Annotated in this window: 11 protein-coding genes and 1 tRNA gene; 6 read left to right on the forward strand and 6 right to left on the reverse strand. The window is 55.6% G+C overall.

What is annotated here, in order from left to right; all coding sequences use genetic code 11:
- The first annotated feature begins 269 nt into the window (after nucleotides 1–269).
- The gene (locus ACQQZ8_RS08605) at nucleotides 270–1,952 is read left to right on the forward strand and encodes an ABC-F family ATP-binding cassette domain-containing protein (RefSeq protein ID WP_431709431.1); all 1,683 of its coding nucleotides are present in this window, start codon (nucleotides 270–272) and stop codon (nucleotides 1,950–1,952) included.
- A gap of 314 nt (nucleotides 1,953–2,266) precedes the next feature.
- Here the strand turns inward: ACQQZ8_RS08605 and ACQQZ8_RS08610 are convergent, their stop codons facing one another.
- Both ACQQZ8_RS08610 and ACQQZ8_RS08615 read right to left on the reverse strand, forming a co-directional pair.
- Entirely contained in the window at nucleotides 2,267–3,166 is a 900-nt protein-coding gene (locus ACQQZ8_RS08610) for a VOC family protein (protein WP_431709432.1), read from the reverse strand.
- 84 nt (nucleotides 3,167–3,250) lie between these two features.
- Entirely contained in the window at nucleotides 3,251–4,129 is an 879-nt protein-coding gene (locus tag ACQQZ8_RS08615) for an SDR family NAD(P)-dependent oxidoreductase (protein ID WP_431709433.1), read from the reverse strand.
- 245 nt (nucleotides 4,130–4,374) lie between these two features.
- Here ACQQZ8_RS08615 and ACQQZ8_RS08620 point away from each other — a divergent pair, with 245 nt between their 5' ends.
- The 3 genes from ACQQZ8_RS08620 to ACQQZ8_RS08630 all read left to right on the forward strand — a co-directional run bounded on the left by ACQQZ8_RS08620 (nucleotide 4,375) and on the right by ACQQZ8_RS08630 (nucleotide 7,630).
- The gene (locus tag ACQQZ8_RS08620) at nucleotides 4,375–4,854 is read left to right on the forward strand and encodes an Lrp/AsnC family transcriptional regulator (protein WP_431709434.1); all 480 of its coding nucleotides are present in this window, start codon (nucleotides 4,375–4,377) and stop codon (nucleotides 4,852–4,854) included.
- A gap of 221 nt (nucleotides 4,855–5,075) precedes the next feature.
- Nucleotides 5,076–6,218 carry a histidinol-phosphate transaminase gene (hisC, locus tag ACQQZ8_RS08625; protein WP_431709435.1) on the forward strand — a complete coding sequence of 381 codons (1,143 nt, stop codon included), beginning with the start codon at nucleotides 5,076–5,078 and terminating at the stop codon, nucleotides 6,216–6,218.
- Nucleotides 6,215–7,630: an amino acid permease gene (locus tag ACQQZ8_RS08630; protein WP_431709436.1), complete on the forward strand. Its 1,416-nt coding sequence runs from the start codon at nucleotides 6,215–6,217 to the stop codon at nucleotides 7,628–7,630. The genes hisC and ACQQZ8_RS08630 overlap by 4 nt, the downstream gene beginning before the upstream one ends.
- Before the next feature lie 64 nt (nucleotides 7,631–7,694).
- Here the strand turns inward: ACQQZ8_RS08630 and ACQQZ8_RS08635 are convergent, their stop codons facing one another.
- Nucleotides 7,695–8,384, reverse strand: coding sequence for a DNA alkylation repair protein (locus ACQQZ8_RS08635; protein WP_431709437.1), 690 nt, complete (start codon nucleotides 8,382–8,384; stop codon nucleotides 7,695–7,697).
- 1,001 nt (nucleotides 8,385–9,385) lie between these two features.
- Here ACQQZ8_RS08635 and ACQQZ8_RS08640 point away from each other — a divergent pair.
- Both ACQQZ8_RS08640 and ACQQZ8_RS08645 read left to right on the forward strand, forming a co-directional pair.
- Nucleotides 9,386–10,753, forward strand: a complete 1,368-nt coding sequence (locus tag ACQQZ8_RS08640) for an NAD(P)-binding domain-containing protein (RefSeq protein WP_431709438.1) — start codon at nucleotides 9,386–9,388, stop codon at nucleotides 10,751–10,753.
- Between the two features lie 486 nt (nucleotides 10,754–11,239).
- A complete protein-coding gene (locus ACQQZ8_RS08645; RefSeq protein ID WP_431709439.1) occupies nucleotides 11,240–11,911 on the forward strand; it encodes a hypothetical protein in 672 nt (223 codons plus the stop codon).
- Nucleotides 11,912–12,412: 501 nt separating this feature from the next.
- Here the strand turns inward: ACQQZ8_RS08645 and ACQQZ8_RS08650 are convergent.
- The 3 genes from ACQQZ8_RS08650 to rsfS all read right to left on the reverse strand — a co-directional run bounded on the left by ACQQZ8_RS08650 (nucleotide 12,413) and on the right by rsfS (nucleotide 13,626).
- Nucleotides 12,413–12,871, reverse strand: a complete 459-nt coding sequence (locus tag ACQQZ8_RS08650; protein ID WP_431709440.1) for a GatB/YqeY domain-containing protein — start codon at nucleotides 12,869–12,871, stop codon at nucleotides 12,413–12,415.
- Nucleotides 12,872–13,102: 231 nt separating this feature from the next.
- Nucleotides 13,103–13,175, reverse strand: a tRNA-Ala gene (locus tag ACQQZ8_RS08655).
- Nucleotides 13,176–13,245: 70 nt separating this feature from the next.
- On the reverse strand, nucleotides 13,246–13,626 hold the full coding sequence (rsfS, locus tag ACQQZ8_RS08660) for a ribosome silencing factor (protein WP_431709441.1): 381 nt from the start codon (nucleotides 13,624–13,626) through the stop codon (nucleotides 13,246–13,248).
- Nucleotides 13,627–13,666 lie beyond the last annotated feature (40 nt).

The following is a 13,666-nucleotide window of genomic DNA, read 5'->3' on the forward strand; positions in this document are numbered from 1 at the left end:
AACGTGCCCGGTTTTCCGCCCGCGGAATACCGGGCACGGTTTTTTAAGCTTTGCTATAAGGTGCCGGCTTGACCTGCAGACTAAAACGTGTCTCTGCTCCGGCCATACCGCCGGGCCCCAGCACCTTAGATCGGCCTTGCGCAACGACCTCCGCCTGCACCACATCTTGCGAGAAGTCCTTCTGCCGCAGTCGCGATGCGGTGCCATAAAGCTCAGGACTACTCGGTTCTTCAGAGAAACGTTTGGGTCTCTTGCCCTAAGATGATCTGGTGGCACACATCGACGTCTCAGACATCCAATATTTTCTTTCCGATGGCACCCAGCTTCTTGGTGGGGTCAGTTTCAAGGTCACCGAGGGCTCCAAAACCGCCCTGATCGGGCCGAACGGCACCGGTAAAACAACCCTCTTTAAGATCATCGCCGGAGATCTGAAAGCCGACGAAGGCACGGTCGGCCGCTCCGGTTCACTGGGTATTATGCGCCAGTTTGTGGGGCAGGTACGCGATGAAAGCACGGTGAAGGACCTGCTGCTGACTACCGCGACAACCCAGGTCGTTCAGGTCGCCGACAGGGTTGCCGAACTCGAAGCGAAGATGCTGACTTCTCAGGACGAGAAGGTCCAGATGAAATACGCCGAAGCGATCATCGAGTGGGGTGATGTAGGCGGTTACGAACTGGAAACTGTGTGGGACAAGGTGTGCATGGCAGCACTCGGGATCCCCTTTGACCGGGCTGCCGAGCGGCTGGCCTCAACGCTTTCCGGTGGCGAGCAGAAACGACTGGTATTAGAGGCCCTGTTCGCCGGGAACGACGAGGTACTGTTGCTCGATGAGCCGGATAACTATTTGGATGTGCCCGGCAAACAGTGGCTGGAACGCACGCTCAACACGTCGGAGAAGACGGTACTGTTTATCAGTCACGACCGTGAACTGCTGAATAACGCGGCCACCCGGATTGCGACGCTCGAGCCTGGACATAGTGGGGCAACGGCTTGGGTGCACGGCGGCGCCTTTGGCTCCTATGTGGAGGCGCGGCGCGAACGCAATGAACGGTTCGAGGAGCTGCGTAAACGCTGGGACGAAGAACACGCAAAGCTCAAGGAATTGGTCAACATGTATAAGACCAAGGCCGCGTTCCGTTCGGATATGGCTAATCGTTACCATGCTGCGCAGACACGGTTGGAAAAGTTCCTTCAGGACGGTCCGCCGCAGGCGATTCCGCTGGAGCAGAACGTGAGAATGCGTCTGCAGGGAGGCCGTACCGCCAAACGTGCCGTAGTGGCCGAAGATCTGGAACTGACCGGGCTCATGAAGGCTTTCAGTAATGAAATTTGGTTCGGTGACCGGGTGGCGGTGTTAGGTTCTAACGGCTCGGGTAAGTCGCACTTCTTGCGTTTGCTGGCCGCGGGCGGGACCGATCCTGAAGCCGAACATCTGCCAGTGTCCGACGTGATTTTGGCTCCGGTGGAGCACCGCGGGTCGGTGAAGCTTGGCGCGCGTATCCGCCCGGGCTATTTCGCTCAAACACACACCCGCCCCGATCTCTTCGGTCGTACCCTACTAGAAATTTTGCATCGCGGCGACGAACACCGTTCCGGGTTGCCGCGTGAGGCGGCCGCAGCAGCCCTGGACGGCTATGGCCTGGCTGGGCAGTCCGAACAAAAGTTCGAGTCGCTTTCCGGTGGCCAGCAGGCCAGATTCCAGATTCTGTTATTGCAGCTGTCCGGAGCTACCTTACTTTTGTTGGATGAGCCCACCGACAACTTGGATCTGCATTCGGGCGAAGCTCTGGAGCGTGCCATTGCCGCCTTTGAGGGCAGCGTGGTGGCCGTGACCCATGACCGCTGGTTCGCCAAATCCTTCGACCGCTTCTGGGTTTTCGGGTCCAACGGTCGGGTTTATGAGGCTAATGAACCGGTGTGGGATGAGGGCCGGGTAGAACGCGAGCGCTAAACACTGCTGCCGACTGACCAGATATCTGAGGTCGCCGCGGGATTAAGTCTCAATGGTGGGGCGAAGACATTCATAGGGGTGAATCGAGGGGTGAATCAACCCCAAAAAGCCAAATTCAGCGTCTCACCGTAGGTCAGAATGGGATGACATGGACGTTTCTTGGGGGTCATTCACCAATATCGAATGGAACGTTCGGACTGAACCTCGTACTCGCACGAAAGTCAGTCACGCAGTACTGCCCGTGGTCCAACGCGTGCGGACAAGAGCCTGTGGTCGGTGATATTCCGACTGCAGGCTTCTGTGTTCTCTGCAGTTCAAAAATCTTCGATGACGATCTTGCCCATTTTCATTAGCTTGGCATAGGCCTCGGGTCGATTCATCAGCGCACTCATATTGGCCGGCACGATCTGCCAGCTCACCCCATACCGGTCCCGCAGCCATCCGCATTGTTCCTCGGCAGGATGTGCGGAAAGAGCCAGCCACAACCGGTCAATCTCCGCTTGGTCGCGACAATGCACTTCCAAGGAAATGCCGCCACTAAAGGTAAAGTCTTGCGCGACCCCGGAATCCATCGCGCTGAATCGCTGGCCTGCCAACTCAAAGTCGCTATACATCAGCGAGCTTGCGTTCACCGGCTCGGTCGGATCCGAGTAATAGACCTTCTGCCCCACCGCGCTGTCTTCGAACAATGTGCTGTAGAAGGTTATGGCTTCTTCCGCCAGATTTTGCGCTGCTCCGGCAAAGAGCAAGCTGGGCGTGAGCAGCTGGGCCGGTTCGGCCTGCTGGGCCAGAGACAATTGCCAACTAATACCATAGCGGTCCTCCACCCAACCATAGAGTGGGCTGAAGGGGTAAGCACCCAAATCCATCAGGACTTTTCCATCGCGGACGAACCCCTCCCAGACCTGGCGTAAGACCTGTTCAGCAGAAGTCGAACCGTCATCGAGGAATTTTTGATGGAATTGCAGGGTAAAAGAAATACTGGGGTTTGGAGTAATCTCCGGCCCGGCGTTGATCAGTGACAGGCGATACCCCGCCACGTCTAGGTGAACCACTAACGGTTCTCCGGCGAAGGGCTGCTGAAAATCCAGTAATCCTTCGCTCGGATAATACATACCGATCGAACTCGAAGTCCGAGGCAGTAGCGAAGCATAAAACTCCGCAGCCTCTACGGCGTTAGCGTTATACCAAAGGTTCGGAACAATTTTCTGCATCAGCTATCCCCTCCTTGCATATCGCAGGCCCCGCACATAGCGGCCCGAAAGGCGCCGCGCGATCACCCTCGGATTGTTGTAGACCTAGCGTACTGCGTCGGGTCTCCGATCGTTAGAGCCAACAGCATCTCGGCCCGAAAATTGATCCATTGAACGATAAATCCCCAAAACATGTTGTGCCAGGAAATCCCAGACTGGCCGCGGCAACACACCGCGCAGGAACTGACCGAGTCGGGCAGTCCACGGCATGAGCACCAACGGGGACCCAGCCAGCATCGCTTCCCAAGCCCGATTAGTGACCTCAACCGGTTTCATAATCGGGGTTAACAGCATCTTCTTAGCCCCGGCAAACATCCCGGTACTCACATAGGTGGGGCAAAAAGTGGTCACCCGAACTTGATTACCCGGTACGCGTTGCAGTTCCAACCGCACCGAATCACTCCAAGACATGGCCGCGGCTTTCGATGCGGCGTAAACACTCATATTGGGGTTGGAAACAAATGCCGCCGCCGAGGCTATGGTCAGAATTCGTGCCGGCTCACCTAGTGCGCTCATCGCCGGAAGCAATTCCAAGCTCAAAAGCATGGGCGCCAAGGTGTTGACCTGCATGGTTTGCACTACCTGCGTAGCTTCATGGGCGATGAAGGGCTTACCGGTGACTACTCCAGCGTTATTAATCAGGACCTGCGGTGTCCCTCCGGCGAGCACCTGAGCGGCGGCACGACGGATTTGCTCCGGGTCGCACAGATCCACCGGGGCTGCTTCAACTTGCAGCCGCGGGTAGCGGTCACGTAGCTGATCGGTCAAACGCTGCAACAATGGTTCATTGATATCCCATAAAATTAGCCGTTTTGCGCCCTCTTGGGCGGCTCTGCGTGCGAAGATCTCACCCATGCCCTGTGCGGCACCAGTAATCAGCACCGTTAGCGACTGGACGGATGCCAGACCCTGCGATAAGCCCACCGATTTCACCTTTCAACCTCCAATGTTACTGACCAGTGTATGTTAGCTCACAGTACCGGCATCTCCATCGGCTCTTCGCGCCTTCCGAGGCCGAGCAGCCGCGCTACCCCACGCTTGCCCAAACCACCGTTCAGGCCGAAACAGCCATGCGCATCATGACCTAAAATTGGTTGAGGTTATGCCACAATGCCTAGCTCTTCGCAGTGCATATCCGATCACAAAACGTCAGCGAACAAAGGAAGAAAGTGCAACTGGATGCCCTGGATGTAGGTCTGATCGAGTTATTGACCGACTCCCCCATGCTTCCAGCCATGGAATGCGCCCGACGTCTCGGGGTGGCTCGCGGTACCGTGACCAGCCGGCTAACCCGATTGCAGGAAAACGGGGTGATTCAGGCGATCATTCCACGCATTGAACCCGCCGGTTTTGGCTATCAACTGGTGGCCTTCTGTTCGGTGGAGCTCGATCAGAAGTACGGACATGTGCGAATTACCGACGCGCTGACCGAATCCATTCCGGAAATCATGGACATGTATACGGTGACTGGTGATTTCGATCTACACCTGCGCGTGGTGGCACGCAATGCCTCAGAGCTTCAAGATGTGTTCGATCGCATTTCTCAGGTGCCCGGTGTTGCCCGCACCTCATCCTCCTTAGCACTGCGTGAGCATTTCCAAGGACGCACCATGCCACTGGTCAAGGCCCAAGCAACCCGAAGCGAATAACCGCACCCAGCTATACAACCTGTACAGCAAAATCGTGTTTCAACTAACGTTCGACAGTCGATCTGCCTAGTGTGGTGCGCACCACTTGCATGCGCTCTAGGCTCGCTCCTACGATATCTGAGCGTGAGCGGATTCACTGCTCTGCCACATGTGGCCAATTCATTGCGTCTGGAGAAGAACCCAGACTCGGCGGTGCGGGTGCAACCCACCAGCACCACCGCATGACCAGCACAGCCCAAAGCGACCTACTCGGTGCACCAGCTGCCGGTAGTGCCTTCCGTTCAGAGAGGATCTTGATGACCATCCACACCCGACCAGGGCTCGAAATGGTTCCCGCATATCGACAGGGAAAGGCGGCTTCCCCCGGAGCGTCGAAACTCTCCTCTAATGAATCGCCACACCCACCCTTGGACTCGGTCATCGAGGCGGTTACCGCACGCTTGACTCAGCTGCATCGCTACCCAAATATTGGTGCGGAGACCCTCCGCGCAGCGATCGCGGACAAGAACTCGGTGGCGGCAGAGAATATCGTTTTGGGCGCAGGCTCCGTAGAGGTCGCCTCTCAGCTAATTCACGCGGTGGCCGGTCCGGATGATGAAGTGATGTTTGCGTGGCGGTCCTTTGAGGCTTACCCCTCATTGGTCCGGATCTCTGGCGCGATCCCGGTGGAAGTTCCCCTCAATACGGATGCCGCCCATGACCTGCCGGCCATGCTGGATGCGATCACCGCAAAGACCCGTCTGATTTTCATCTGTAACCCGAACAACCCCACCGGGACAGTCGTCGATGCCGCAGCGCTCGACGCCTTTGTCGACGCGGTTCCGCGTGATGTGCTGGTAGTAATCGATGAAGCCTATGTGCACTTTGACCGTTCGCAGGTGCGCGCCGACGGACTCGCGCTTTTTGCCAAGTACCCGCACGTGGCAGTGCTGCACACCTTCTCCAAGGCCTATGGCTTAGCCGGATTGCGCGTAGGCTACGCCATCGCCCACCCGCCGGTTGCGGAGAATCTGCGCAAAGTGTCGCTTCCTTTTGGGGTGACTGACCTCGCCCAAACCGCGGCAGTGGCGTCCTTGCAGGCCGAAGCGGAACTGAATGTTCGGATCAATGAGGTGGTCCAGCAGCGCGAACGCATGTACGCCGGGCTGATCGCCGCGGGGTACCCGGCGGTGGCTTCCGAGGCCAACTTCGTCTGGGTCAGTGCCGGTGAACATAGCGCCGAGCTGGATGCACTGCTTGCCGCCCACAAGGTGGTCGCTCGCACCTTCCCAGGCGAAGGTGTGCGCATTTCAGCTGGTTCAGCCGAAGACACCGACCGAGTTCTCGCCGCGTTGGCCGCAGCACATGCGGAGGTTGGCGCGTGAGTCATTCCATGCTGAAAAGTACTCCCAAGGGGGCTGAAGCTCCCTCCACCGGCGGATCTAACCAGCTACATAAGGGGTTGAGCCGGGCCCAAATATCGATGATGGGATTGGGCGGTGCCATTGGTGCCGGGCTCTTCGTCGGATCGGGCCAAGCCATCTCCATTGCTGGCCCGGCCGTGCTGATCTCATATCTCCTGGCCGGAACTATTGTCATTGTGATCATGGCGATGCTGGCCGAGATGGTTGCCGCCAATCCCTCGGCCGGAGCTTTTAGTACTTTCGCACACAAGGCCATGGGCCGCAGCGCCGGCAGCACCGTTGGCTGGCTCTACTGGATTCAGCTGGTGGTAGTGATCGCTGCCGAAGCGACCGGAGCCGCGGCGATCCTTTCCGCTTGGGTTCCCGGCATTCCGCAATGGTCCTGGGTACTGCTCTTCGTTGTTGTACTGACCGGCGTGAATCTGCTGGGGGTGCGGAATTACGGGAAATTTGAGTTCTGGTTCGCCTTCATCAAGGTTGCCGCGATTCTGGCTTTCCTCGCCTTTGGTCTGTTGGCGATTCTTGGGATCATCCCCACCAGCCAGCCAGTAGGGTTTGCCAACTTTGTGGAGCACGGCGGTTTCGCGCCCAGCGGCATGGCCGGAATAGCGGCGGCGCTGTTGATCGTGATTTTCTCTTTCGGTGGCACCGAAGTGGTCTCCATCGCCGCTGCCGAATCCGATGACCCGGCGGGGAATATCAAACGCACAGTGTCTCAGGTGATGCTGAGGATCCTGTTCTTCTACTTGGGCTCGATCATCGTGATTCTGGCGGTACTCCCGTGGAACTCCGCAGCAGTCATCGAGGGACCCTTCTCCGCGGTGCTGGCGGTATTGAATGTTCCCGGCGTGGAGCTCATGATGGCACTGTTGATCGTGGTGGCGTTGCTTTCGGCCATGAACGCCAATATCTACGGCGCCTCGCGGATGCTCTACTCCTTGGGCCACCGGAAGATGGCCCCCACTCTGGTAACCACGGTCACTGGTCAGGGGGTTCCGGCTAACGCAGTAATCTGGTCGGTTTCCTTCTCCTTCATCGCTGTGGGGTTGAACTGGGTGTGGCCCGATGCCGTGATGCCGCTCTTGCTGAATATTGTGGGATCCACCATCATCGTGATTTGGAGCTTTATCGCGCTGACCCAGTTCATTTTGCGTCGGCGGGCGCAGCGTGAGGGAACTGACTTACCGATCAAGCTCTGGGGTTTCCCGTTCTTGTCGCTGGCAACGATCGCGGCAATGCTCGGAATTATGGCCATGGCGATGACCGATGCCACTGCTCGTACCCAGTTATTGCTCACTCTGGGTTTGACTGGTGTGCTCTGGCTGGGCATTAAGTATGCCCTGCGAAACCGAAGCGATATCGACGTTCGGTAGTACTTCCTTAGAATCGACCGAAGGCCGGGCCGCGGTGTCTTTTACCAGACATCACGGCCCGGCTTTAGTGTTCCTGCCTCCGCACCATTTCTTCAATCCAAATCGGGGCAAACGGCGAGGTGCAGCCCGGTGAGGTGGGATAGTCGGCGAGCACTTGCAGGTCGTGGCCGATCTGCAGCGCGCGGGGTCGTAACTGCGCGTTGAAGATTCCGATCGTGGCCAGAGTGTTGTTCATGGCCCATTGCAACCGATCTGGTGCGTGGGCCATTTCCGCTTCAATCGTGTCTAACAGCCCGGGTAGATCCAGCAACTCGGGTTTCTTGGTGACCTGAAATGCCGTCAATTCCCACCCGGCGGCAGCCAGCAACGGATTGGTATCGGCGAACCAACGTTGACGTAGCGCTTCAAGATGAACGCTTTTCTTCACCACATAACTGATGAACCAGTCGTTAACCTTGGGCACGACGGCTTCACGCACCCATTGATCAAGCTGCTGTTCATTAAATTTCTTGGGTTGGCAGATCAATAATGCCAACAACCGCAGGATCGTTTCACCGCTATCCCAGAGTTCAACGGCGAGTTCTTGGTTGGCTTTCAACGACTTAGCCACGGCCCGGAGCTTGGTGAGATTGACGCCAAAATCGTTGCCCTGTTTCTCATTGACAGCACGCATCCGCGGATCTTCCAATTCGGCAAGTTCTGCTCGAATCTCATCCACCGTACTTTGTGGATGCAATGTACTCTGCCAGGCCATCGCTACTCCCTTCGAAAATCAGTTTTCCTACCGTCCAGCCTAGGCGAAAAGTGGCGAAGTCTTAGCTGCAAAGCTCCATGGTTAGTTCACGCAATCAGGCACTTTGTCCACGTGTTTTGAAGGCAGCATTGGCTACTAAGTTGTGCTGGAGAGAATGACCACGACGCCCCCGGCAGCGTATTACCACCCTCCGCGAATGGAACGTTCCTGAGCGTAGCGCAGGGTTATCAAGGTTGCAACGGAAATATCTGGGGTCAGCGAATCCACCGGTAGTTGACGATCGGTCAGCGCCTACTCGCAACTTGCAGGTAAATCACTAAACCTGCCTTTGGCAAGAGTCCCCCACCAGGTGATGCTCCTCGACTAGACCGGCCATTCCGATCCCTCTAACTGTGAATCTAGCTTGCTTAGCCAGGCTCAGTTCATCCGCAACACCCCTCAATCCAGGACACTTTCAGCGGTCAAATAGTCAGATAAGGGTCCTTGGATCTACAGAATATTCACAGGAATTTCAAATCATCATTTCTACTCAATGAATGACTTCATGGCGATAAATTGAGTTGGATTTAAGCTTCAATTATTCACTGCAATCTGCTATATCCACGACAGCGGAGGCCGACCACACGATTCCCTAACACAATTCTTAGTCGTGTTCCCTGAAGGTAAAATTTAGGGTCTCACCTAGGCTTTAAGGCGATTTGGTTAGACTTCGATAACCGGAAAAAGTTCACTGAGTAGGACTTTTCCGAGAAACTGTTTTGACGTTCTGTTACACTAGAACTTGTAGGATTTCGTAGCGACGGTTGGATCCTCTGGTATGTGAATGCTGATTTGCATGCCTGACCGGAGGTTGTTGGTCGCACATTTTATGGATTCCACGTGGTGTTTTCAGGTTATTCTGAGTGATTATTTCCGCCACGTGACGTTGGATATTAGGCTGAAAAGCCGGAGAGGTACGCTTGCCAAAACGCGTTGCAATTATTGGAGCAGGACCCAGCGGAATGGCCCAGTTGCGGGCTTTCGAATCAGCCAAGAAATCCGGTCGTGAGATCCCCGAAATTGTCTGCTTCGAAAAGCAGGATGACTGGGGAGGACAGTGGAATTTCAGTTGGCGCACCGGCATTGATCAGCACGGTGAACCAGTACATTCGAGTATGTACCGCAACCTCTGGTCTAACGGGCCGAAGGAAGCACTTGAATTCGCCGAGTACACCTTTGATGAGCATTTCGGGCGGCCCATTTCTTCTTACCCGCCTCGCGAAGTACTTTGGGATTACATCAACGGCCGGGCCGAAAAGTCCGATGTAAAGAAGCATGTACGCTTCTCCACCGTTGTACGTTGGGTCGACTTCGATGTAAACACTGATCTATTCACCGTGACGGTAGAGGATCTGAAGACTGGAAAAACCGAAAGCAGTGAATTCGACCATGTGATCGTAGGATCCGGGCATTTCAGCTTCCCTAACGTTCCAGAATTCGACGGGATCGAGACTTATCCTGGCATCCTTATGCACGCACATGATTTCCGCGGGGCCGAAGGCTTAGCCGATAAGAATGTCTTGCTCATTGGGTCGAGCTACTCCGCGGAAGATATCGGAGTGCAGTGCTTCAAGATGGGCGCAAATTCCGTCACGATTAGCTACCGCAGTGCACCAATGGGCTTCGACTGGCCCGACGGTATCGAAGAAGTACCCTTGATCAAGCGGTTTGACGGATCCACCGTGCATTTCCATAACGGTGAAACTCGCAAGATCGACGCGGTGATTCTGTGCACTGGATACCTGCACCACTATCCATTCCTCCCCTCGGATCTGGCACTGTCTTCGCCGAACAACCTATACCCGGACACCTTGTACCGCGGTGTGGTCAGTGAGGCCAACAACAAGCTGTTTTATCTCGGTGCCCAGGACCAATGGTTCACTTTCAATATGTTTGATGCGCAGGCGTGGTACGTCCGCGACGTCATCCTTGGTGACGCTACGCTGCCTTCGGCAACGGAGCAGCGTCAGGACATTGATCGCTGGCTTCAGCGCTTCGGTGCCCTAGACGGTGCGGCCGACGATATCGGATTCCAAGCCGACTACATTCGTGATCTCATCGAACAGACAGACTACCCCATGTTCGATCTTGACGAGGTCAGCCGGATTTTCTTAGCGTGGAAGGACGATAAGAAGAGCAACATCTTGAATTATCGTGACCAAGTGTACCCGTCAGTCATGACCGGTACGTTGGCAGCTGTGCACCATACTCCGTGGCTGCAGGAGCTTGATGATTCACTAGAGCGTTATCTCTCGACACCGCAGGAAGACGAGATCCAACGAATCGTTCGCGGTGAAGAATCTTCACATAACAAGGCCGCCCAGAAGTAGGCCGGCACGCAAAAGAAATCTCATCCAGGCGGGGAGCACTCAGGTAGGTGCTCCCCGCCTGGATTTTTGGCCGCTACCTTCGCCACAAGTGACCCGCAGCCGAAGCTTCAGATCATTTTCCAGGGATCTTCCGCGCAGTTCAAGATCGCCCAGGTTTCCCGTTGCACCTCGATGATGGACTCAGGTTATTGACCGACGGTTAATGACGCGACTTCCCTAGGTCACTGCATCTTACTCCGAGGGGTCTACGTGGAAAATTTCGAAATCACTTACCGACTGCCAGTAACGGCTGTGACACTTACCGGTACACGCAACGGTGTAGAAAACTGGGTGCTCAGTCCAAGAACGTTCACCATCCGTGTAGCCTGAATCAGCGTCGAAATTGTGGCCGCTCCCGCCGCCGCTCGAACGAATCAAGTCAATAGTGAGTCATGGGCCAAACGCAGCGCCGACATTTCTATGACTGCAAACTGACGTTTGGCGGCGATGAATTCGAGCTACAAGGAGCACTCGAATACCGGATTACTGAATGCACTGCGCCCCGGAGACACGGTAGCCGGATCCTGGGCTCCCCCAGCTACTTGCTCTCATGGGTCCTGCTGGTTCCGCGATGACGGTGGCTGTTGGTTTGGCTGGTACGGTATTCGGGCAATCAAGCGCTATATTTGCATTCGCTGCGAACTACGAAAGGGCATCGGTAGAGCCGGCGACCCTAATAAGCCGGGTATCCATCCTCGCTACAGTCAAGAGCATCCCGAGCGCGCCACACTGTTGGCCAGCCTACGGTTTTCGCAGGCGTTACTGGTCGTCAGACATGGTCGTTGCACCTTCGACCCTGCAGAATCCGCTGCAGGAACGATGAAACCTGGTCTACGGGATCTGAATCAAGCGCTAAAGCATTGGAACGTCGGGCGCCAGAAAGCCGGAGCTCATTACGAGCAATGGGTAGGTGATCTCTGGCAGACGAAGTACATCAACCAGTATCATCAAGCGTTCGTCTTGGATCAGTCACCCACCGATGCGCAGCTGGAACAGGCCGCTACCGAAGGTTTCAAACCCATTGGATCCAACGGATGGCAACATCTGTGTGATCACCTGCGCGTTGGGATCTCCGTGGAGATACTTGGCCGCAAACCGGTCACAGAGAAAGTGCAATGACCGGTCCCTGGCCAAACATTGCCCGGGACGTTGAGCTACCGGAAACCTCAACTGGCCCAACTCACCCAATGACAGAATGCGCCCGAGAAAAACCAGAAATATCGGCTGACCCGTCAGCTGGTGGAGAGCAAAGTCGATGAGCTTCCAGGTGGTGAGTGCAGGTTACCGATTCATCACCAGGATGGAAAGCGAACCTGATTCATCAAATTCAACGCTAACGGCCTATGAACGAACGTTAGTGACGAGCATACCGATGGACGCAGTCATCGAGCCGAACAGTTGATGCAAGCTCCAGAGAGCCTTGCGGGAGCTATCGCCGCCGGGGCTCGCATCGCCAAAGGCTCGAAGCTCTACTCCCGAGCGCTCAGGATCCCTCAGAAGAGCTACGCACCGAGCTGAAAGAAACTGAACTTCGTGCACGGCTGGCCCGCGCCCAGGTCTTGCTAGCAGACCCGACGCGGAGCCTCACACTCTTTACCGTCACGAGACCGAACCCGCGCATTAGCTCAACTTAGCCCGAACCATATCGGACACAGCCTTACCGTCAAAGCGACCGGCGATTTCGGCACCGATCAGTCTCATGGCCTTGCCCATGTCCTTCATTGTTAGTTCGTGATCTGCGGCCAGCTCAGCCATAATCCGATCGACAATACCCTGCGCTTCATCCCGGCTAAGCGCCTTCGGCAAATAAGTTGAAATAAACTCCGCCTCGGCAAGTTCACGTTCTGCGCGCTCGCTCAGTCCCTCGGCGGTGGCGATCTTGGCGGTTTCCTCACGGTTGGCAACTTCTTTGCGCAACAGTGTCTCTACCTCTTGATCGGTCATAGCGGTGGGGTTCTTGCCCGACTTTTCTTTGGTGCCGATTGCACTGAGAATGTTGCGTAGCGTTGTTTTCTCTAGCTCGTTGCCGGCCTTGAGGTGAACAATGCTATCGTCGTGCAAACGTTCTTTGAGACTCATCAGTATTTGACTCCTTGTATTGATACTGGTGAAAACTCTACTCGCTGTTGCCCCGCTTAGTCCGGGGTTTTCGGAATCAGAGCAGGGAAGTGTTGCTTTCGCCTTATCCTCGATACCTTCAAAGTGCAATCCGGAGCGAAAGCAGACATGCCACGCGATAGGCGAAATAAGAAAATCCGCCAAGCATTGCTTGACGGATTTTCTTGGTACGAGCTGTCTCAATTTCTCGAGTGGAGGTAAGGGGATTCGAACCCCTGACCTTCTGCATGCCATGCAGACGCGCTACCAACTGCGCCATACCCCCGAGGACTTGCTACCCTTTCAGGCAACTCATCAATCATAGATGAATTACCCAGTCAGGCGCAAATCAGAGCTTAGCCTGCAGATTTACGCAGTTGCTCGGGAAGCTCGATCACTGGGCAGTCTGCCCAGAGACGTTCAAGGGCATAGAAAACTCGGTCTTCTTGGTGCTGAACGTGAACGACCACGTCTCCGTAGTCCAGCAACACCCAACGTCCGAGTCCAAAACCTTCGCGACGCACTGGACGCAACCCTATTTCTTCGTGAACTTTTGCCTGAATTTCATCAACAATCGCGTTGACCTGTGGCTCCGAATTACCCGAGACAATCAGGAAGGCGTCGGTCACACCCAATCGTTCGGCGACGTCAAGAGCGATGATGTCTTGTGCTTGCTTCTCGTCGGCGGCCAGTGCTGCAATGTGAACCAATGCGATCGAATCGGCGTGTGCGGCCATAAAGGGGTATATCTCCTAGAAGAGGGACTTAATTCTGCTC

Source organism: Glutamicibacter uratoxydans, from assembly GCF_050753455.1.
Classification (GTDB): domain Bacteria; phylum Actinomycetota; class Actinomycetes; order Actinomycetales; family Micrococcaceae; genus Glutamicibacter; species Glutamicibacter uratoxydans_A.

Excerpts from the sequence above, each read along its gene's own strand:
- ACQQZ8_RS08645 (WP_431709439.1), top strand. The coding sequence starts at position 11,240 with ATGAATTCGAGCTACAAGGAGCACTCGAATACCGGATTACTGAATGCA.
- ACQQZ8_RS08640 (WP_431709438.1), top strand. The coding sequence starts at position 9,386 with ATGGCCCAGTTGCGGGCTTTCGAATCAGCCAAGAAATCCGGTCGTGAG.
- hisC (WP_431709435.1), top strand. The coding sequence starts at position 5,076 with ATGACCAGCACAGCCCAAAGCGACCTACTCGGTGCACCAGCTGCCGGT.
- ACQQZ8_RS08610 (WP_431709432.1), bottom strand. The coding sequence starts at position 3,166 with ATGCAGAAAATTGTTCCGAACCTTTGGTATAACGCTAACGCCGTAGAG.
- ACQQZ8_RS08650 (WP_431709440.1), bottom strand. The coding sequence starts at position 12,871 with ATGAGTCTCAAAGAACGTTTGCACGACGATAGCATTGTTCACCTCAAG.
- ACQQZ8_RS08635 (WP_431709437.1), bottom strand. The coding sequence starts at position 8,384 with ATGGCCTGGCAGAGTACATTGCATCCACAAAGTACGGTGGATGAGATT.
- rsfS (WP_431709441.1), bottom strand. The coding sequence starts at position 13,626 with ATGGCCGCACACGCCGATTCGATCGCATTGGTTCACATTGCAGCACTG.